Source organism: Bradyrhizobium sp. B039 (genome assembly GCF_038965675.1).
Lineage (GTDB): Bacteria > Pseudomonadota > Alphaproteobacteria > Rhizobiales > Xanthobacteraceae > Bradyrhizobium > Bradyrhizobium diazoefficiens.
In genome coordinates this window covers 7,580,324-7,600,315 of sequence record NZ_CP152416.1, presented here as the reverse complement: position 1 = coordinate 7,600,315, position 19,992 = coordinate 7,580,324, and the positions used below count along the sequence as shown (strand labels likewise).

Sequence of the window (19,992 nt, the reverse complement as noted above, 5' to 3'; positions counted from 1 at the left end):
GACTAGCACTACTTTGGGTGCGCCGGGAGACCGGCAAGGAGGAGATGGTGAAAGTCCATTGCGATGAAGGTGTAGCGAACCACATCGGCCCCGAGCCGTGCGCAGGCGTCCGCGAGGGTGTCGGCGAAGCGTCGGTAGGGGAGCATGCAGGCCAGCCATTGAGCCGCGAAACAGTGTTATCTCGGGAGCCGACGCTGTCCAAAGAGCGGAAGGCAACATGGATGAGTGCGCAATTGCGAGCACCCGTCCAACCCGGCGTGGTCGTAGACCCTGGCATGCATGGAAGCTCCTTGTACGGGAACCGGGATATCTCCGGGTCGGCCATCTTCCTCCTCGGAGGAGGTGGTCCGCAGCGGGAAGGCGAGGAGCCGTAGCCGCTGATGCATGACACGGAGAAGTCTGACTCTGGCATAGTAGCTGAGAAGCCGACGAACAAAGCTGGATTACTGGCGGCGGAGTGGGCGGAGCCAAGGCCGGGGACCAAGGGAAACGCGGAACAGCAGCGCATGCACCGGACACAGGGCCGGGCTCGCATGACCCAGTCGCTGGACCGCGTACGGACAGCCGCAAGGCTGAGGAAGAAGGACCGGTTCACCGCGCTCTTTCACCACATCAATGTCGATACACTGCGGGCGGCGTTCTTTGCGCTCAGGCGTAGGGCTGCTCCCGGAGTGGATGGCATGACGTGGCAGGACTACGAGGAAGATCTCGAGCCCCGGCTCGCCGATCTGCACAAACGGGTCCAACGAGGAACGTACCGCCCGCAACCGTCTCGCCGGACGTACATACCAAAAGCAGACGGCAAGCAGCGTCCGTTAGCGATCGCGGCTCTCGAAGACAAAATCGTCCAGGGGGCCACCGTCATCGTGCTCAACGCCATCTACGAAGGAGACTTCTGTGGCTTTTCCTACGGGTTTCGGCCCGGCAGAGGACCACATGATGCGTTGGACGCGCTCTGCACAGCGATCGAGACGCGGCAGGTGAACTGGATCATTGACGCCGACATCCAAAATTTCTTTGGCGCAGTCAGTCAACCTTGGCTGGTTCGCTTCTTGGAACATAGGATCGGCGACAAGCGCATCATCCGCCTCATTCAGAAATGGCTGAAGGCGGGTATTCTCGAAGACGGCGTCGTAACCGCTGATGACAGGGGAACGGGTCAAGGTTCGGTGATTTCACCGCTCCTTGGCAACATCTACCTGCACTACGCTCTCGACCTGTGGGCCAAACGCTGGCGACAGCGCGAGGTCTCCGGCGGCATGATCATCGTGCGTTACGCGGACGATGTAGTAGTCGGCTTTGAGCGCGAGGATGACGCACGTCGTTTCCTTGACGCGATGCGCGCGAGACTGGAGGAGTTCGAGCTGACGCTCCATCCGGCCAAGACCCGCCTGATTGAGTTTGGTCGCCATGCGGCGGCTCAACGCAAGCAGCGCGGACTCGGAAAGCCGGAAACCTTTGCGTTCATGGGGTTCACGTTTATCTGCGGCAAATCACGCCGAGGGCGCTTCCAGCTTCAACGGAAGACCCGTGGCGACCGCATGCGAACCAAACTCCGCGAAATCAAGGAGGAGCTGAGGCGCCGAATGCACTGGCCGATCCCTGCACAGGGGAGATGGCTGAGGCAGGTCTTGACCGGCCACTTTGCGTACTTTGCTGTTCCGACGAATGGCCGAGCGCTCAATGCGTTTCGGTTCTACCTGACCGATCTCTGGAGGCGTACGCTTCGGCGGCGCAGTCAGCGGACCTGTCTGACCTGGGATCGCATAACGCAGATCACCGACGACTGGCTTCCCAAGGCTCGCATCCTTCATCCATGGCCGAAGCTGCGCTTCGCCGTCAAACACCCGAGGTAGGAGCCCGGTGCCTTAATTGGGCTCGCCGGGATCTGCGCGGGGGGCGCCCAGTGATGGGTGTCCCTACCGCGAACAGATTTGTCGGTTTAGTGAGCCTGTCAGGATTCCCGAATCGATTTTTCAATGATTCATAGGGGGTCGGCTTTTGGAGGGCCGACCATGGGGAACGCAACGTCGGATTGGGAAGACCAGCTCGAGCGTTGGCTGAAGCCATTCCTGGATCGCCTGGGTCACAAGGCCCGGCGGCGAATGTGTCCGCGTTACATTGCGGGGCTGATCGGCCCCGGTGAGCGCAAGAGCATTCAACCGATGGCGGAGCGCTTTGCAGCGGGGGATTACGATCAGCTGCACCATTTCATCGCCGATGGCGTCTGGGATGCGACGCCGCTGGAGACAGAGCTGCTCAGGGAGGCCGACCGGCTCGTCGGCGGCGATGATGCGGTGCTGGTTATCGACGATACGGCGGTGCCGAAGAAGGGCGAACACTCGGTCGGTATCGCGGCTCAATATGCCTCGGCGCTTGGCAAAACGGCGAATTGCCAAACATTGGTGTCGCTGACGCTCGCGCGCGGTGAAGTGCCGGTGATGATCGCATTGCGTCTCTTCCTCCCCGGGAGCTGGACCAGCGATGTCGCCCGGTTGAAGCGCGCCGGCGTACCGGTCGACTACCGATCGCCACGGTCCAAGCCAGAGATCGCTTTGGCGGAGATCGATCGCGCGATGGCAGCCGGCGTGCGCTTCGGTTGTGTGCTGGCGGACGCGGGATACGGCCTCAGTGCGCCGTTTCGACAAGGGCTCACGGCACGCGGGCTGGCGTGGGCCGTTGGCATCCCGCGTCACCTCAAGGTGTACCCGGTCGGCGTCAAGCTTATCTGGCCGGTTGCGATGCGCGGGCGTCCCCGCAAGCGGTCCATTCCGGATATCCTGTCGCGCCCGTCCGAAGACATGCTCGCCGACGCCAAGTGGAAAAATGTGAGTTGGCGAACGGGGACCAAAGGCCGATTGAAAGCCCGTTTTGCTGCGGTTCGGGTGCGGATCGCCGATGGACCTCCCCAGCGGATCAAGGACAAAGGCCAGCAGCATCTTCCCGGCGAGGAGGCTTGGCTGATCGGCGAACACAGGACATCAGGGGAAAAGAAATACTATCTCGCCAACCTGCCCGCCGCGACAGATCTGCGCACATTAGCCGCCGCCATCAAGGCGCGATGGATATGCGAACAGGCGCATCAGCAGTTGAAAGAGGAGCTCGGGCTGGATCACTTTGAGGGGCGATCCTGGCAAGGCCTGCATCGTCACGCGCTGATGACCATGATCGCCTACGCCTTCCTACAACACCGTCGCCTCGCCCAGGCGGGGCGGAAAAAAAAGAATCAACGGACCGCCGCCGCAGCCAAGCTTGCCGGCGGTACGCCACGCCATCGTCGATCTCATCCTTCGACCGTCAGCTCAGCGATGCCCGCACTGTCGAAAACGAATCCGTGAAAAGCTGCAACTCAATCTGCCAAAGTAGTGCTAGGGTCCAGACTCAATTGAGCCAATATGCGACGAGAGCGGCGAGATGAACAGCGGCCAAAAAATTACGGGCGAGCTTGTCATATCGCGTGGCGATGCGCCGGAAGTCCTTGAGCCTGCAAAAGCAGCGTTCGATGACATTTCGTCCTTTGTAGGCGCGTTTGTTGAAGCGATGGATGACGACACGGTTAGATTTATTGGGGATTACGGGCTTGGCGCCACGACGAATGATTTCGCCGCGAAGCTTGTCGCCATCATACCCTTTGTCGGCGAGGAGCACGCTCATGGGTGGCGCGAGCGCCAGGACATCGGGAGCCGCAGCGATATCGGCATCCTGGCCTGGAGTCAGATGCAGGACGACCGGCCGGCAGAGCGGATCGCTCAGCGCATGGATTTTTGTCGTGCGGCCTCCGCGCGAGCGGCCGATTGCTTGATTGTGCTCCCCCCTTTTCCGCCGGAGGCACACCGGTGAGCTTTAATCGAGGTCGAGTCGAGCGACAGTACGACGCCGTCTTCGCCAGGCTTGGCCAGCGCTTCGAAGATTGCGCACCATCGTCCTCGCTTGGCCCAGCGATTGAAGCGATTGTAGATCGTCGTGTAAGGGCCGTATTCACGTGGACAATCACGCCATCGTGCACCCGATTGCAGCATGTGAATGATGCCGCTGACGGTGCGTCGGTCGTCGTCCCGATCCGGCCCCGTCAGTCCCCTCGGCAGATGCGGTTCGATACGCGCCCATTGCCTGTCGTTCAGCCAAAACAAACCAGCGCGCATTCTCTCGCCCCCGAATCAACACGTAGGCAAGAGAATCACGTGGCGCTATTTAGGTACAGACCCTAGTCCCATCAGTAGGACTCGGTGAAATTAAAATCAACGGCGACACAGCGCCGTAGTCGGGGAAGCGCAGAGGGCTTCCTGTTGACATCACACGGGCCGGGTCTGCACGCGCCACCGCGCGTACACATTCAGCGCGCGAGCGGGCCACTCTCGGGTAACGTGGCCCTTGTCGGTATCGAGAGCAACTTGGCGCCACACGCCGCGACGAAGTGCCTGCATAGCCTGCGAATTCACTTCGGCACGCGACTTGCTCTCTTTGCGGCATCACCACCAATCGCTTGCGATGATCCTCGGGGGCGGACTCGGTGCGCGTCGCTGTTAGCGTCTGGTCCGCCCCGACGGTTTGCTGCGGCGATAACTTAAGGGCGCTCGGTCGTGGGCCGAGACAATACAGGGAAGTGTTGGATGCGATCCGGAGTTCTTCTTTTAGGAGCCACGACAATTGCGCTCGTCGCAAACGGTGCAGCGAACGCGGCAGACCTTGAGCCAGAAGTGAAACTGCCGCCCGCGGTGTGGAACTGGTCGGGAGGCTATATTGGCGGGCACCTCGGCGGCGGCTACGGCCGAACCTCCTTCAGCAATCCCTACGGTCCGTCAATCTATGGCGATGTCGTCGATACCCCAGTGCTTCTCGCGGGTGGCCAGGTCGGCTACAATTGGCAGAAGAATGGCTGGGTGTTCGGCGTCGAACTCGATGCCAGCGGTGCTGTCTCCGACGGCACGAATACTTGCCTCGCCGCCTCCGGCTTTGTCGTGAGTGCAAACTGCAAGGCAGGTCCCAACGTCTTTGCCACCGGGACTGGGCGCGTCGGTTACGCGTTTGGCGCGCTGGGCCGCACGTTGGCCTATCTTAAGGGAGGAGTGGCTTGGCAAAACAATCGAGGCGACGTCGTCAACAACTTTGAAGGCGGCGCGCCACAGGAGAAAACCCATTTCGACTATGGTCGCCTCGGTGGCGTCATCGGGCTAGGCGTCGAGCAAGCACTTACGTCTGCATGGTCGGTCAACGTCGAGTATGACTATCTCCATTTCGGCGGGCCGAGTGTCGCAACGCCTCCGACGGTGCAGAATCCGCCGTTCGCCATTCTTCCGGCGAACATAACCAGCCTCTCCAGCAGCTATCACATCGGAAAGATCGGGTTGAACTACCATTTTGGCGCCGACCCGTGGGTGGTGCGTTGGCCCGATGCGCCGCTCTACGCAAAAGCGCCCGCCGGCGCGGCGCCGATTGCTTACACGGCCGGTTGGTCGTTCGAAGGCGGATCGCGACTCTGGCTCAGCCGGGGTCGATTCCAATGGGACCGCAGCGCAGTGGCCTCCGGCGGCCTTGAAGACCCCAGCATGCTAATATCGAGGCTCACCTATCACGGACTTGACGGACTTTCCGGGGAGCTATTTGGCCATCTCGACAGCCCGTGGGGGGTGTTCCTGAAGGGCAACATTGGCCTTGGGCGCTTCGACAAAGGACACATGAACGACGAAGATTGGGGCCTCCCCCCGAACCTCTCCTAGGTCAACACGATATCAGGCCAGGCCAACGGGAGGTACACCTACTACACGGCCGACGTAGGTTATGATTTCCTCCGCGCCGCCAACTACAATGTCGGCGGCTTTATCGGCTGGACGTATTACGAACAGAGCTCCGACTCGAGGGGGTGTGTACAGATAGCTGCCCCACCTCCATGCTTGGCGCCGGACGACGACCAGGTCGTTGGCAGCCAGAATACTCAGTGGAATGCAGCTCGTGTCGGCCTAAGCGCCGAAACCATGCTCACCGAGCGTTGGCGTTTGAACGCTGACGTCGCTTACCTGCCCTGGACCGATTTCAAGGGGCGTGACCATCATCTCTTGCGCCCGACGACCATGTTTGATGAACAACGGAGCAATGGGGGCCGAGGCGTCCAGGTTGAAGGCGTCTTGTCCTACTTCGTCACCAGGAACTTCAGCGTCGGCGTCGGTGGCCGCTACTGGGCGATGTGGACCAACAGCCGAAGCGACTCATTGTGCAGCAGCAGCGGCTGCGTTGAACCGACCATGCTTGCGAAGTACAGCATGGAACGCTGGGGTACGTTCTTTCAGGCCTCCTATAAGCTCGATTGAAAAGATCGCACCAAAAGCCAAGAGCCAGGCTTTCGACGCCCCCTCAAGCTTTGGTAGTGACCATCCACCTCCGCGCCACCTGGACCGGCATGCGGATTATCCGAGCCGTTGTTGCAGGCGAGCGCAATCCCGACGTGTTGGCAACCTATCGGGACGTGCGTTGTCATTCTTCGACCGAGACAATCCGCGCGGCACTGGTGGGCAACGACCGGGAAGAACATGTCTTCGCCCTCCGTCAATCGCTGGAACTATACGACGTTTACCAGGCGAAGATGCTGGACTGCGACCGCAAGCTCGAAGCCTTGATCGCCGTATTGAGCAACAAAGGGGCAAAAGCGGGCGCAAAGTTATCAAAGCCACGCGTTAAGACCAAGCAGGTCAACACACCTACCTTCGATGTCAGGGCCGCGCTGTACGGAATGCTCGGCGTCGATTTGACTGAGATCCATGGGTTAGGTCCGTCCCTCTCGCTGAAGCTCATCGGCGAGTGCGGCACGGATCTGAGGGCATGGCCGAGCGCCAAGCACTTCACCTCGTGGCGCTGCCTTGCACCGGGCAACAAAATCTCCGGCGGCAAGGTGCTGTCTTCACGCACACGAAGATCGTCCAGTCGGGCAGCCGCACTGTTGCGATTGGCGGCCACTACTGTCGGACGGAGCGATACGGCGCTCGGCGCATTCTATCGCCGGCTATCCTCACGTGCAGGCAAATCAAAGGCGGTGACGGCGACCGCCCGCAAGATCGCAGTTCTATGCTACAACACCCTGCGGCACGGCATGCCCTACAGAGATCCGGGTGCAGACCAATATGAGCGACAATATCGCAGCCGTGTGCTCGCCAACCTTCAGCGCCGAGCCAAATCACTGGGCTTCGTGTTACAGGCTCTTCCGGGGGACGCCAATCCGGCTGTTTCTTAGGAAGGCCGCAGCCTACTTCGCGAAGGAAGCGACATGAAGTTCGCCTTCGTCGCGAAGCACCGGACGATCTGGCCGGCGGCATGGCTATGCGATGCGCTGGGAGTGTCGCGGTCGGGCTTCCATGCCTGGCTCAACCGCTCTCCCAGCGCCAGATCCCGCAGCGACCAGGAGCTCGGCGGCAAGGTCAAGGCCAGCTTCGTCGCCAGCGACCGCACCTATGGCGCACGCCGGGTGTGGCGTGACCTGCTCGCCGACGGGGCGGATTGCGGCCTGCACCGGATTGAGCGGCTGATGCGCCTGCAAGGCTTGCGGGCGCGGCCGCGACGTCGGCGCTTGCCGAAGGATGACGGCGATCGACAGCTCGAGACCGTACCGGCGAACCTCCTTGACCGGCAGTTCGCCGCCGAGCGTCCCAGTACACCAGCGAGCAGTTCCAGCGCCTGATGGCCGACCACGGCATCGTTGCAGCATGAGCCGCTCCGGCAACGTCTGGGACAACGCGGCGATGGAGAGCCTCTTCTCCTCGCTCAAGACCGAGCGTACGGCCAACAAGATTTATCGAACCAGAGACGAGGCACGCGCCGATGTGTTCGACTACATCGAACGATTTTACAACACGACCCGCAGGCACTCGACCATCGGCTATCTCAGCCCGGTTGCGTTCGAGCGCAAGGTGGGATTAGCTTAACCGGGTGTCCATCAAACCGGCAGCAGCTCAAGTGAAAAGAACTAGCTGCAGTTGCCTTTTTGATTGGCCGCGATCCGACATCGCGCTAACCCAGTAGGCCGTAAGCGTGGCGCAAGCTTGCGAAAGATGCGCAGTTCGGTCGATCGTCGGAAAGCTGGACGCTGATCAACTACAGCCTGTTTTGGAGGGCATCGAAGAGGCCGTCGCGGCTCTCGAAGCAGCCGAGGATCACGCCAATCCAAGAACCTGCGAGAAGCGAACTGCCGAGCGCAGAGCCAACCGCGGTCAGCTGCCGGAGTATTTGCCGCGCATCGTCGAGACCCTGATGCCCACTGCAACCTGCCGCCCGTGCTGCGCAGGCGTCCTTTTTGAAATTGGGAGCGATGAGAGCCAGAGGCTCGACGTCGTACCGGCGCAGTATCGCGTAATCGTCACTCGCCGGCCCAAACTGGCCTGCCGCGCTTGTCATGGCGTCGTCCTCCAGCATGCCGGGCCCGAACACTGCCCACGGAGCGGCTGGTCAGCGCATGTGATCGATGCCAAGTATCATTGGCATTTGCCGCTTTATCGCCAGGCGCAGATGTTGGCGACGCACGGCATCGCCATCGACCGTCGGCCAAGCCGGTAGTCTGATCACGTCCGCAAGCGTGGTCGGCTTGGAGTGAGCACGTCTGCATAGTCCTCGAGAGCCAACCTTCTTTCCTCGCTGATCGCGTCGGCGGCATGAAACTCGAGACCTGCGACAAGTTTCGCGGATACCGATACCGCGGCGGCGTGCTGCACCGAAAGCTCGCGGTGACGCTCAATCACATCAAAAATCGTATCAAATTCAGTCGCCATGGCGCATTTGCCCCAGGCCTATAGCGCGACGATCTGGGTCGGAAGAGCGCGGCGATCAGGATGGCGAGTCAGTGTCGCGGCGCGATGATGATCGCCGCGATGATTGTCGCGCGCAAGAGCGCATTGCCTCGCCTTAATTGTTACCGGATCCTAAGCCGTTGCCTCACGTAAATTGCTCCCCTGGACCGGGAACGAGCGAGGGGCGGAGATGGGGTGGCTAAGCATGGCAACGCGGAAGGAACTGACGGCGGCGGCAGGCGTGCGCTATCGGCGGTCGGATCGCGCGAAGAAGGCGCGGATATTGGACGAGTTCGTCGACATCACCGGATTCCATCGGAAGCATGCGATGCGTCTACTTCGAAACCAGGAAGGCGTACATCCGGGCCGACGGGCGCGACGTCGGATATATAATGAAGCAGAACACACCGCACTCGTGCTGCTTTGGGAGGCGTCAGACCGCATCTGCGGGAAGCGACTGAAAGCATTAATGCCCGCGCTGATTGAGGCGATGGAACGGTACGGGCACCTCGACCTTGCCCCTGAGATTCGCACCAAACTTTTGGCGATGAGCGCTGCGACGATCGACCGCGCCTTGGTGCGGGTTCGAGAAAAATTGGGTCGCAAGCGCCGGCGGCACGCGGGGCATTCCCTGCGTCGCAGTATTCCAATACGGACTTCGGCAGATTGGAATGATCCGGCGCCGGGATTCGTCGAGGCCGACCTTGTAGCGCATAGCGGTCCATCTGCGCGCGGCAGCTTCATCCAGACCCTCGTGCTCACCGACATTGCTACCGGCTGGACAGAGTGCGCACCTCTGATCGTGCGCGAACAGACGCTGGTGAGCACGGTGCTGACGGAATTGCGCAAGCAATTGCCTTTTGCGCTGCTCGGCTTCGACACGGACAATGACACCGTGTTCATGAATGAGACGTTGAAGGCCTACTGCGAGGCGGCCAACATTGTCTTCACGCGTTGCCGTCCCTACCGGAAGAATGACCAGGCGTTCGTCGAGCAAAAGAACGGCGCCGTCGTGCGCAGGATGGTCGGCTATCGTAGGTTCGAAGGCCTGGAGGCGGCCAAGCTACTGGCGGAACTCTATCGGTCAGCGCGGCTGTTCGTAAACTTCTTCCAACCTTCGTTCAAACTGTTAGCCAAGCAGCGCGACGGTGCTCGTGTACGTAAGACATACAGCGCGCCGGCAACACCCCACCAGCGCCTGTCAGCGGACGCCCGCACGCCTGATGCGGTCCGCCACCATCTCCAGGAAATCTATACCGCTCTCGATCCGGTCACGTTGTTGCGCGACATCCGCGACGTGCAGGAGCGCCTCGCGGCGCTCGCGGATATCCAACCATCCGCCCATCCTGCTGCGGCATCACAATCGATTGATCGCTTCCTGGCAAGCCTGCGAACGGCCTGGAAGGACGGCGCCACGCGCCCGACGGATCGGCCAATCGTGAAGGCTAAAAGGGGCCGGCGTCGTCCCGATCCGCTTATCCGGGCAACGTCAGATTTGAGAAAATGGTTTGAAGCCGAGCCTTGGCGGACCGGCAGCGAACTGCTCTCGCGCCTGCAGGTGGAATATCCTGGAGACTATCCGAACAAGCTTCTTCGAACCCTTCAACGTCGGTTGAAATCCTGGCGCAGCGAGCAAGCGAATGCGCTGCTGTTTGCTTCAGAAAAAATGCCGCCAGGGCATGAGGTCACAACACCCCAATGACGTGCGAGGTGCCAGCGGAGGAGGCCGGGCGCTCCGAAACCCCGGCCATCTCCGCACCCGGCCTCCTCCTCAACTCAGGCCAGGAGCAAAATAAATGAGGCAACTGATCGCGCCCGGGAGCATCGATATGTGAGGCAATACGCACTTCCATCCTGTTCGCCGCGCGGCACAGGCCACATTAGATCGGCACCAACCAATCCTGGTAGGTGCTTCCAGTCCTTCTCAGCGATACTGCTTGGTAGCACCCTTGGGAATTGAGCCTCTCGGGGGGCCGCGGTGGTCGGTCTCGCTTATCCAAGGGCGAAGGCTGGCCACCGAAGTTTGCAGCGCGTGGTAGGGATAAGCGCTTCCGGAGGCGTGAGCGCCGAGTCACCGCCGCCAACTTCACTGGCCGCGCGGGCGCGGTAGGGACAGCGTCGGGTTCTCACTCCCGACGGCGCCGAGTCATGTCCGCGTGCCTCCAAGTCCGCGTGTGCGCCGCGGAGTGGAGCAACCATGATGCCAAATTTATTGCCTCGTACGATCTAAAAGAGGCAAGGTCGGACCCGCACGAGCGCTTTCTTACAAATGCGATCGAGTGCGGCTGGTCTCCCGGGAGTTTGGACCATGACGACATTCTATTTGGAGGGTTCATTTGTCGATCAAACGCAAACGGTCGCAGCACTCAACCATCAATCCAGCCTTCGACTCCAACGAGAAAGAGAGACTTGCTAGCAGCTAGGCCACATCTACGACGATTGAAGCTGCTACGTTCCGGTTCTCGTGAATAAGGGAAACTAAGGCGCGGCAGTTGGTCTCCGCGGGTACAGCAAACAGGCCAGCCTACAAGGCGCTGCTCCTTGGAGCCCACCAAATCCGGTAGTTGAGGCGACCGCGGCAGATTTGCAGAGTACGACCCCGTTTATCGATCCCAGGGGCGATGCCGGAGCAAGCTTATGGCAAGCGTTCAGTACTTCGTCACGCGCCATAAAGGCCAGTGGATGGTTGCGCTCAATTGCGAGTACTCCGGCCCCTACGCCACTGAGGAAGAGGCGATCCGCGTCGCGGTCGACGCTGCCCACAAGGAGGGAAAGGTAGGACGCGACGCTCAGGTTCTAGTTCAGGGCCATGACCACAGGTTCAGACACGAGTGGACATATGGCCAGGACCCATACCCACCGTCCGGCTAAATCGGGCTGGCGCTGGCCTTCTGGGCCGATCTCGGACACGGCCCTCAGGTGGTCACCCCGTAGTTTTGCAGCAGCGCCTTCTCGATCGCGGGCAAACAACTTGGCTTTGGCGCGCTGTCGACCAGAAAATGGCTTCGTTCTCGACGTCTTGATCCAGCGCCGAACGCGCTGCGCAGCGGCTCATGAAGAAGCTGTTGAAATACGCCGGCACGCCGCCGCGCGTGATGATCACGGACAAGCTCCGTTCGTACGGCCCTGTGAGGGCGAAGATGGGCTTTCACGTCGAACATCGCCAGCACAAAGCTCTTAACAATCGGGCCGAGATTTCTCATCAGCCGACGCGGCGACGCAAGCCGATCATGAAGGGTTTCAAATCGTCCGATCAGGCTCAACGGTTTCTGTCAGTTCACGATCAATCAGGTCGCGAACCTTTTCCACATCCCCTATCCCGGAGCCGTCACCGCCGACTTCCGTCGTGCTTCGCGCGAGCGAGCCTTTGCGACTTGGCGCGAAATCTCCGCGACAAGCCGAATCTCGAACTGAGAAGCGCCTCCTTCGGCTCGGCGGTCGATTAAGTTGACGATGCCCGACGGTCTCCTGTAATCCAAGAGGCCACAGATGCTCGGACCTCTCGTTTTTCCCCCGACCCAAGCTGTTCTTTCTCTCGGCGATCGTTTGGACCGCACTGACGATGCTGGTCTGGTATGGCTTCGCGAGCAATCTGTTCGAAGCGCCGCAAAAGGCAGGTCGGGTTGGCGACGTTCTCGTCGGCGCCGGCTCTCTGGTTCGACCTCTATTTCGCCGCGTGCGCCGCGATATTTGCGGCTGGCTGGATGTTGGTTGCGCCGCACCCCTGGGCGACGTGGTCGATTCTTGGCTCCGCGCTAATACTGTTCACCTCCTACTTTCAGGTCCAGGTCAGCGTCGCCATCAACAGCTGGTATGGGCCATTCTATGACCTTGTCCAGGCCGCGCTTTCGAAATCGGCGCAAGTGATGGTCCAGCAGTTCTACAGCGAGTTGTCGACTTTTGCCGGCATTGCTCTTGTTGCGGTCGTGTCGGTGTGATGACGCGTTTCTTCGTCAGTCACTACATCTTCCGCTGGCGGACGGCGATGAACGATATCTATGTTGCAAGCTGGCCGCGGCTGCGCGCCATCGAAGGCGCCTCGCAGCGCGTTCAGCAGGACCCCATGCGCTTTGCGAGCGGTCGGATATTCCTTCCAGGCTGCGTTCCGCCACCGCTTCCGCGGCGCGACCAGAGCCTTCGGATGATCCAGCCATCCAGCTGATGGAAGGTATCCCTCCATTGAGGCCGCCTTGTTTGACGGACGCGAGCGCTGCAGGTCCTAGGGGTAATCCTAGCATTACAGTTGCCTTTTTAGGAGATGTCTGAATCTATGGACACCATGATTCGGAGGTCGTGGACGCCAGCAGCGTCGATCGAGGAGACGCTTGCGTTGTGGGCGGCGTCGCTTCCAGAGATCAAGAAATGGATACGTCCGTTGTTCACGCAAGAGAGATGGCGTCACCTTGGCTGGCTGCTGGTCACACAGCCGGCGCAAGTTCTATGAGCTGCATGTTGCAGGAAGCTTGAAAGTGGCAACGGCGACGGTCGAGCGGATGGCGAAGCTCTGGCAGGTCGAGAAGACCATACGCGGTCAAAGCCCCGACGTAGGCGTTGCCGCGCGCCAGCAAGCCTCCACAGCGGTCGTCGCAGATCTCTTCGATCTCTGGCAGCAGACATTGCGGCGGATTTCCGGAAAATCAAAACTGGCTGAGGCAATCCGCTATGCCGTCTCGCGCCGTGCCATCTTCGAACGCTTCCAGACTGATGGTTCGCATCGAGCTCGACTCCAACATCGTTGAACGCGCCATCTGACCACAAACAATTACGAGAAAGAATAGCCTCTTTGCCGGTAGCGACGGCGGCGGACGAACCTGGGCGAACCATCGCAACACTGCTGCAGACAGCAAAGATGAATAACGTCGATCCGTGCGCCTGGCTCAGCCTAACGCCTCAGCGTATCGCCAACGGCTGGCCGAGCGGCGAAATCGACGCGCTTATGCCATGGAACCACGCCGCCTGACGGCCGCAGCTTGCCGCTTACCCTTCGACCGAGTACGTGGCAACGAAGAGTGGCAGACGCTCCGAACGCGTAAGCGCTGGCGGTGCCCATGCCAAGGCAATGGGGGCCAAGCTGGTCTTTGCGAAGCTTGACCGGTTCAACCTCAAACCGGGCTTGCTTCGGTCACCGCTGGCAACCGGCGACCCGGGGTTCTGCAGCGACATTCGTCAGCTTATCGACAGGTAGGCCTGCTAAGGGCAGAACGCTGCCACGTTGACGGCCCTCCGGGACTTATCTGGTCAACGAAATGGCAGGAAGCCTCGCAGCAGTATCGATCCATTTGCGCGTTTGGGCTCGTGTGAACAATGATCATGACACCCGGCCTGCTTCGCGACCTTGAGGAGCGGGGGTATTCTTGTTTTGGCGATGGAGATATTGATGAACACAGGACAGGCTCAGTGGAGTGCAGGTTCTTCCTCGGCCGCTTCTGAAGAGGGGGAGCAGGAAAGTTACCTCAGCGGCTTCAGCCGAGCCGTGGCGGATTTGCTCGAAGCCATGACAGGATATCGGACCCCGGCCTCCGCGCGCGCGCAGTTGCTGGACAACTGGGCGGCCGAAGAGGGGCAGGGCGAAGCCGAGAATCGGCGACAGGGACGCGCACGAATTAGGGGGGCGGACAACACTGGCTCGCACTCGCTGGATTTGTCCTCCCTCTCCCTGACCGCTTTGCCCGCCGCCCTGCCGCCAAGATTGCTGGAACTGCGCGCCAGGCACAACGAGCTAAGCAGCCTGCCCGCTAGCTTCCCACCCGGTCTTCAGCATCTTCTCATTAGCCATAACCGGTTGATCAGTTTGCCGGACGCTCTTCCGGCGACCCTCTCTCGGCTGGAGGTGGCCGATAACAGCTTGACCAGTCTGCCGGCCAACCTTCCGGCTGGGCTCGAGATCCTGAACGCAAGCGACAACCGACTAACTAGCCTGCCGGACGCTCTCCCGAGCAGGCTCACCTCGCTCGCGGTTAGTGGCAATCAGCTGACCGACCTCCCCGACTACCTCCCATCGGGGCTCATTGAACTCGATGTCAGCAGCAATCAATTGGCCGACCTCCCCGCCCCCCTTCCGAGCACCCTCCAATCGCTCAATCTCAGCGGTAACCGGCTGACCAGCCTGCCTGAGGATCTTCTTGAGGGGCGTGTACCGAATCTTAGTCTCAGCTACCCGCATTTGGAGAACCTCGAGTTCGGGGATAACCCGCTGCCGGACGACGTCCTCGCTAATCTGGCGACGGCTGGAGCGCCACCGCAGCTTGCGCAGCAATCTCTATATGAGGCTGCCGCGCAATGGCTCGCAGACGACCCGGCGACGCTGGCCAAATGGCAGCACTTTGCGGATGAGCCAGGCGCCCAGGACTACGCGCAGTTCCTGGAGAGGCTACGAGAGACCGTGAACTACGGCAATGACGAGTTTCGGCAGGCAGTGGCTGATGATCTGCAGCAGGCGGCCGCCAATCCGACATTGCGCGAGCAGTTCTTTGCGCAGGCGTCCGAGGCCAACGCGAGCTGCGAGGATCGTGTCACCTTGCACTGGAATGGTATGCAGACCGCGCGCCTCAACGCTGACGTCGAGGACGGGGTATATGACGATCGGCTTGGCGATCTGATCCAGCGCGGCCGTGTCGCCTTCCGCTTGGAGGCGTTGGACGAGATCGCGCGCGACAGGATCAACTCGCTCGCCAGCGGCAACCCGAACGTAGACGACATCGAAGTCTACCTGGCCTATCAACATCGGCTGCGCGAGCCGCTGGAGCTCAGTCACGTCGCCCCTGACATGCGCTTCCTGGCGGTCTCTCACGTAAGCGAGGATGATGCGACGGAGGCGCTCGACCTGGTCCGGGAGCGGGAAGCAAGCCAGTTCACCGACTTCATGGCAAGCCGCTGGCAACCCTGGGAGACGGTGCTGAGGCGCATCGCTCCAGACGAACATGCAGCGATGCAAGACCGGCTCGTCGAAGCCATGGGCGAAGAGTTCCAAAGCCGTCTGGATCAGCGACTGGCCGAACATGGTCTGGTGGGCGACGTCGATGCCGAGCGGGTGCTCGGAGCCCAAGTCCGAAACCAAATCGCAGGCGAGATCAAAGGCGAGGTCATGCACCGGCTGCTCGCAGAGCGCGGCCTAGAACAATAAGACTTCCCAACAGTCCCGCGGGGATATTCTTCGTTGCTCTGTGGCGCTGCCTCAAGATGGATCCTGCAATCGACATCATCTTTGAGCTGACGATTGCCGATTGGCGCTCGAGCGAGGAGGCTGAGGCGCGGCCCGTTGAGGCAGCACGCATCTACCGCCGTGAAGATCGCACGGTGTGCGGCAGCATGAAATGGTCGGCGCGCAGCCTCATTGCCGATTCCTTGTAAGACGGGATGCCCGGGCCTTCTACCGGGCTGCGGAATGCTCCGCCGGAATTCTGTCGTGACCGCGCGCCGCCTTTGCTTCGTACTCGTCCTCGGGCGAGCGAAATCGACGCGTCAACAACCGGCTTTGATCATCGCGATTGTCGCGGTCGGTCAAGTGCATGCTCTCAGTCGTTTGAACGAGCGGGAGCGCGCGAGCGGATCCATCGGAGAACGCATTGCCGAAGTTTTCGTCTTACTGGCGCACGATTTCATAGGTCACGCCAATGCCACGCGCCGCCAGCACTTCAGCACGTCCTCGACCATGCGCAAGCTTGAGAGGAAGCCGGAAATACAACCAAGCGGCATAGCTGATTACTTCCGGTGGGAAGCGATGGCGGCGATAAAGAGGGGTCCGGGCGGTCGGCGTGCTGGTCGTCACCACCCCCTCGGCGGCTCCAATTCGTTAACTTAACGCCATCCAGAGTCTTCCGAAGCCGTCGACCAGATGTGTCTCGATCAGTCTGCTGTCTTCCTCATTTAGACGGCCCGGCTTGTCGAACAGCGTCAGCGGAATGGTAGCTTCCCGACATCATGGAGCATCGCCGCGAGCCCGAGTCGCCCCAATACTTGCTGGCGAAATAATCAGCGCCGCCGCAGACAATACGTAAGCAGTGCTGAAAGGTGGCCCTCGTGAGCCAATGCGAACACAGGCTTTGAATTTCGCTTTATTTGGCTGCTCGCAACATTGGCGTGAGCGGCGGCGAAGAACCATGTTGTATTTTGCCAATGACCTCGAAGCCGTGGCTTTGATAAAAGGGGATGTGATCGGGATTCGAGCTTTCCAGATAGGCGGTAATGCCCTGCTCATCGCATCGTTGAAGAGCGTATTTCATCAACAATGTGCCAAGTCCTTGTCCGACCCAGTTCGGATCGGCCGCGATGAGAGGCAGGTACCAATGCGGCTCGGACGGATGATGTTCGGCCATTTCCTGCCGCAGGAGCGCCATATCTTCGGTGATCGCCGGGTTCAGGGACAGCGCCATTATTTCGTCTAACGCGGACTCGTCTTGCTGCACGCCAGGCGGCAGCCACAGGGCTGCGGCGCGGATCCCTTCCGTGACGTATGCTGTGCCGTGCTCGAATGCTGGTCCACCAGAGGCGTTAACGAACCGAGGCATGCTCCGAAGATATTGGCCTGCGTCAGGCCAACTCCACCGCATCAATGGATCGGCGGCAAAGCCGAGCACAATTGTCCAGACGGTGCTTGTTCGAATGTTTGCATTCGCACATTTGATATCCGACTCCGCCGGCATAATGTGGGTTCCAAATTTTCTGTCTACCTGTCAGAGTTACGTGGCACGACATAAAGAAGACGTGGCCGATCACCAGATTCCTGATATCGACCGGCTGCACCTGGGTTCTGCCCGCTGATGGTCATGTTCCGTAACGACTCAGAATAGATCCATCGCCCGGCACCGGCTCGCCGTGCTCAGCTTCCGGAGCGCTTTTTCATCACTGCAATCCCTGTGCCATACTGAATGTCGAGCGACGGCATCGTCAACTTAACCGACCGCTGAGCTGAAGGAGGCGCTTCTCAAAGGTTCGAGATTCGGCGATAGCGCTTGTCATGGAGATCTCGCGCCAAGTCGCAAAGGCTCGCTCGTGCCAAGCACGACGGAAGTCGGCAGTCAGGGCTCCGGGATAGGGGATGTGGAAAAGGTTCGAGACCTGATCGTGAACTGACAGAAATCGGTGGGCCTGGAGGAGTTGAAACGCATCATGATCCGCTCGCGTCGTCGCGTCGGCTGATGAGAATTCTCGGCCCGATTGTTGAGAACTTTGTGCTGGCGATGTTCGACCCAAAGGCCCGTCTTTGCCCTCGCAGCGCCGTACGAACGAAGCTTGTCCGTGATCATCACGCGCGGCGGCGTGCCGGCGGATTTCAAGAGCTTCTTCCTGAGCCGCTGCGCAGCGCGCGAGTCTCTTCCGCGCTGGATCAAGACGTCGAGAACGAAGCCATTCTGGTCGACAGCGCGCCAGAGCTAATGTTGTTCGCCCGCGATCGAGATAACGATCTCGTCCAGATGCCATTTGTCACCGCGAGCGGGAGCGCGCTCGCGGACCGATCGGAGAACGCCTTGCCGAATTTCGGTCCCCACTGGCGCACGGCTTCATAGGTCAACAGTGCCACGCGCCTCCAGCATTTCCTCGACTATGCGCAAGCTTAAGGGAAACGGGAACTACAACCAAACGGCATATTGACGCCGCCCCGGTGGGCTGCGCCGACAGACTTTCAGCGGTTGCGCAAAAGTACGGTGCACTGCGTGAGCGGGCTGGTGAGCTCGAAATGACGCTGCAACGGAGCCGGACGGCGCGGTCGCGGCCATCTCGTTTGAGCATTCACGGTCGCAAATCGACGCAGAGCGCGGCCCAACCCAAACAACGTCGACTGGTAGAGAAGCGTTCGCCTGAGCTGAACTTCTTGACGGTGGGGCGACCGCGAGTCACCGGACCCGGATTAACGAAGGTCGTCGAACGGCCCACGAAACCCTCGCCAAGGCGTGGGAGGCGAAATCCGCTGCTGCTGGCGCGTTCCAGTCGGCGAGCGCTCGCTGCGAGGAAGCTGCCGCGGGAATGGAGGCCGCGAAGAATCGCCGCGCTTCAGCCGAAGGGGCCTTCAATATGGCCTGTCAGGATATCGCCCGGTCGCAGGGGCAGGTGTTCCCGCTGATTGCCACCGACCCGGCTGTGTCCAGAGCGCTACGAACACGAACTCAAGAGCTCGACCGAACCGTAAATGATACGGACGCCGCCGTCCTGATGCGTCGGGACGACCTGGAGAGATCGCTGGAAGGGCTGACGCGGAGGCATCGACTGACGCCGTTGCAACCCTGACAACGGAAATCGATGCTCAACGAGCTGCCGATTGGCGTGATGCATGTCCCGGGCGCGGGAATTCAGGACAATCTGGGCGACAAGGCGAAGAAGCTCGGCATCCCGGTCTGAAAATTCGGCGGCGCGTGAGCGCCGCAAATTTCTACTACCCGACTTGAGCGACGAAATCGCGCAACTTTCGCTCCGCTTCCTCCGCCGCCTTCTCTACGGCAGGAAAGATCGTGGCCCACACCTCAGCCAACTCCGGAAACTCCATTCGCGCCTCGGCCGGGTTTCAGCGGTAGGGAAATTTGTCGTACCACGTCACTCTTTCGACGCTTGAGGGTCAGAAGCGCTACGCTTCCGCTTTTCAGTTCAACAGCAGCAGCTGTGAGCGCCAGAACCTCTGAGACACGGCCGCCACTTTGCAATAGCACCGTATAGGAAAGTCGGCGTGCAGGATCGAGCCCTTGTGCCGCGCGACGGAAGCGACGGCGCTCCGGTAGTGTCAGGTATTGTCGAATACCCGATGTCGAAAAATAGAGCGAGCTCTCCGCACAAGGGAGCCGGGGGGCTCGCGGTCGAGCGGACGATTGATTTCACAGATGGTAGATGGACTGCCGCTGTCCTTAAATGAGGAGGGGAAATGTCGCGTCCCGGTAGGATTGATTGCAGTCTGCTCCTTCTTTCTTTGCCACCATAGACCGCAGCACAGGGACAGCTGTGCGATCCGTGCCTACGCTCAGGTGAGAAATGCTGCGGTCTGCGGCCGTCTGGTTCGGCGCGCGTTCAATGTAGCGTCGGTTATGGATACGAGCGCACCGGCGCCGAACGTCGCTGTCGCCAGAACCAGCGGAAGTGTTCTCGCCACTGACAGAGCGACAATACACTCCTGACGTGGTGCCTTGGAAAAAGATGCCCCATGAAAATGGGAGCGCAGTCCCCTGCGCTCCGGTCGTTCTTACCATATACGGAAACGGTCACGCTGCCCGTTGCATCACAGCTGTAGCTCTGATCATCG

General features: G+C 60.5%; 11 protein-coding genes and 8 pseudogenes. 14 read left to right on the top strand and 5 right to left on the bottom strand.

The features are described from left to right. Positions 1-533 precede the first annotated feature (533 nt). Positions 534-1,856 (top strand): group II intron reverse transcriptase/maturase, encoded by a 1,323-nt coding sequence (ltrA, locus tag AAFG50_RS35945; RefSeq protein ID WP_342714084.1) that lies wholly within the window; start codon positions 534-536, stop codon positions 1,854-1,856. A 123-nt stretch (positions 1,857-1,979) separates the two neighbouring features. After that, positions 1,980-3,338: an IS701 family transposase gene (locus AAFG50_RS35940; protein WP_018642936.1), complete on the top strand. Its 1,359-nt coding sequence runs from the start codon at positions 1,980-1,982 to the stop codon at positions 3,336-3,338. A gap of 43 nt (positions 3,339-3,381) precedes the next feature. Here AAFG50_RS35940 and AAFG50_RS35935 read toward each other — a convergent pair. After that, a pseudogene (locus AAFG50_RS35935) lies at positions 3,382-4,164 on the bottom strand (IS5-like element ISBj2 family transposase). A gap of 446 nt (positions 4,165-4,610) precedes the next feature. On the opposite strand from AAFG50_RS35935, the gene AAFG50_RS35930 reads away from it, so the two are divergent. The 5 genes and pseudogenes from AAFG50_RS35930 to AAFG50_RS35910 all read left to right on the top strand — a co-directional run. Further along, a complete protein-coding gene (locus AAFG50_RS35930) occupies positions 4,611-5,717 on the top strand; it encodes an outer membrane beta-barrel protein (protein ID WP_231166585.1) in 1,107 nt (368 codons plus the stop codon). A 9-nt stretch (positions 5,718-5,726) separates the two neighbouring features. Then, positions 5,727-6,305: an omptin family outer membrane protease gene (locus AAFG50_RS35925; protein WP_257787581.1), complete on the top strand. Its 579-nt coding sequence runs from the start codon at positions 5,727-5,729 to the stop codon at positions 6,303-6,305. An 83-nt stretch (positions 6,306-6,388) separates the two neighbouring features. Further along, a pseudogene (locus tag AAFG50_RS35920) lies at positions 6,389-7,222 on the top strand (transposase); the annotation flags it as partial. Beyond that, positions 7,223-7,910 (top strand): annotated as a pseudogene (locus AAFG50_RS35915) (IS3 family transposase); the annotation flags it as partial. Between the two features lie 113 nt (positions 7,911-8,023). After that, positions 8,024-8,523, top strand: a pseudogene (locus AAFG50_RS35910) (IS66 family transposase zinc-finger binding domain-containing protein); the annotation flags it as partial. Positions 8,524-8,543: 20 nt separating this feature from the next. On the opposite strand, the gene AAFG50_RS35905 reads toward AAFG50_RS35910, so the two are convergent. Then, positions 8,544-8,750, bottom strand: a complete 207-nt coding sequence (locus AAFG50_RS35905; RefSeq protein ID WP_223153709.1) for a hypothetical protein — start codon at positions 8,748-8,750, stop codon at positions 8,544-8,546. Between the two features lie 208 nt (positions 8,751-8,958). On the opposite strand from AAFG50_RS35905, the gene AAFG50_RS35900 reads away from it, so the two are divergent. The 7 genes and pseudogenes from AAFG50_RS35900 (at position 8,959) to AAFG50_RS35870 (ending at position 16,118) form a co-directional block, all read left to right on the top strand. Then, positions 8,959-10,470, top strand: a complete 1,512-nt coding sequence (locus tag AAFG50_RS35900; RefSeq protein ID WP_011084703.1) for an ISNCY-like element ISBj12 family transposase — start codon at positions 8,959-8,961, stop codon at positions 10,468-10,470. Positions 10,471-11,728: 1,258 nt separating this feature from the next. After that, positions 11,729-12,214: pseudogene (locus AAFG50_RS35895) on the top strand (DDE-type integrase/transposase/recombinase); the annotation flags it as partial. 177 nt (positions 12,215-12,391) lie between these two features. Then, on the top strand, positions 12,392-12,706 hold the full coding sequence (locus tag AAFG50_RS35890) for an SbmA/BacA-like family transporter (RefSeq protein WP_231088524.1): 315 nt from the start codon (positions 12,392-12,394) through the stop codon (positions 12,704-12,706). Continuing rightward, positions 12,706-12,930: an SbmA/BacA-like family transporter gene (locus tag AAFG50_RS35885; RefSeq protein WP_026312870.1), complete on the top strand. Its 225-nt coding sequence runs from the start codon at positions 12,706-12,708 to the stop codon at positions 12,928-12,930. Before AAFG50_RS35890 ends, AAFG50_RS35885 begins: the two co-directional genes overlap by 1 nt. Before the next feature lie 229 nt (positions 12,931-13,159). Continuing rightward, positions 13,160-13,728, top strand: a pseudogene (locus AAFG50_RS35880) (transposase); the annotation flags it as partial. 417 nt (positions 13,729-14,145) lie between these two features. Further along, positions 14,146-15,891, top strand: a complete 1,746-nt coding sequence (locus AAFG50_RS35875; RefSeq protein WP_028176053.1) for an NEL-type E3 ubiquitin ligase domain-containing protein — start codon at positions 14,146-14,148, stop codon at positions 15,889-15,891. 56 nt (positions 15,892-15,947) lie between these two features. Then, positions 15,948-16,118, top strand: a complete 171-nt coding sequence (locus tag AAFG50_RS35870; protein ID WP_018648285.1) for a hypothetical protein — start codon at positions 15,948-15,950, stop codon at positions 16,116-16,118. Between the two features lie 235 nt (positions 16,119-16,353). Here the strand turns inward: AAFG50_RS35870 and AAFG50_RS35865 are convergent. From AAFG50_RS35865 to AAFG50_RS35855, 3 genes and pseudogenes are all read right to left on the bottom strand, one after another. Continuing rightward, positions 16,354-16,536: pseudogene (locus AAFG50_RS35865) on the bottom strand (IS6 family transposase); the annotation flags it as partial. A gap of 286 nt (positions 16,537-16,822) precedes the next feature. Continuing rightward, positions 16,823-17,410, bottom strand: coding sequence for a GNAT family N-acetyltransferase (locus AAFG50_RS35860; protein WP_018648286.1), 588 nt, complete (start codon positions 17,408-17,410; stop codon positions 16,823-16,825). A gap of 249 nt (positions 17,411-17,659) precedes the next feature. Next, positions 17,660-18,319, bottom strand: a pseudogene (locus AAFG50_RS35855) (IS6 family transposase). Positions 18,320-19,992: the final 1,673 nt, after the last annotated feature.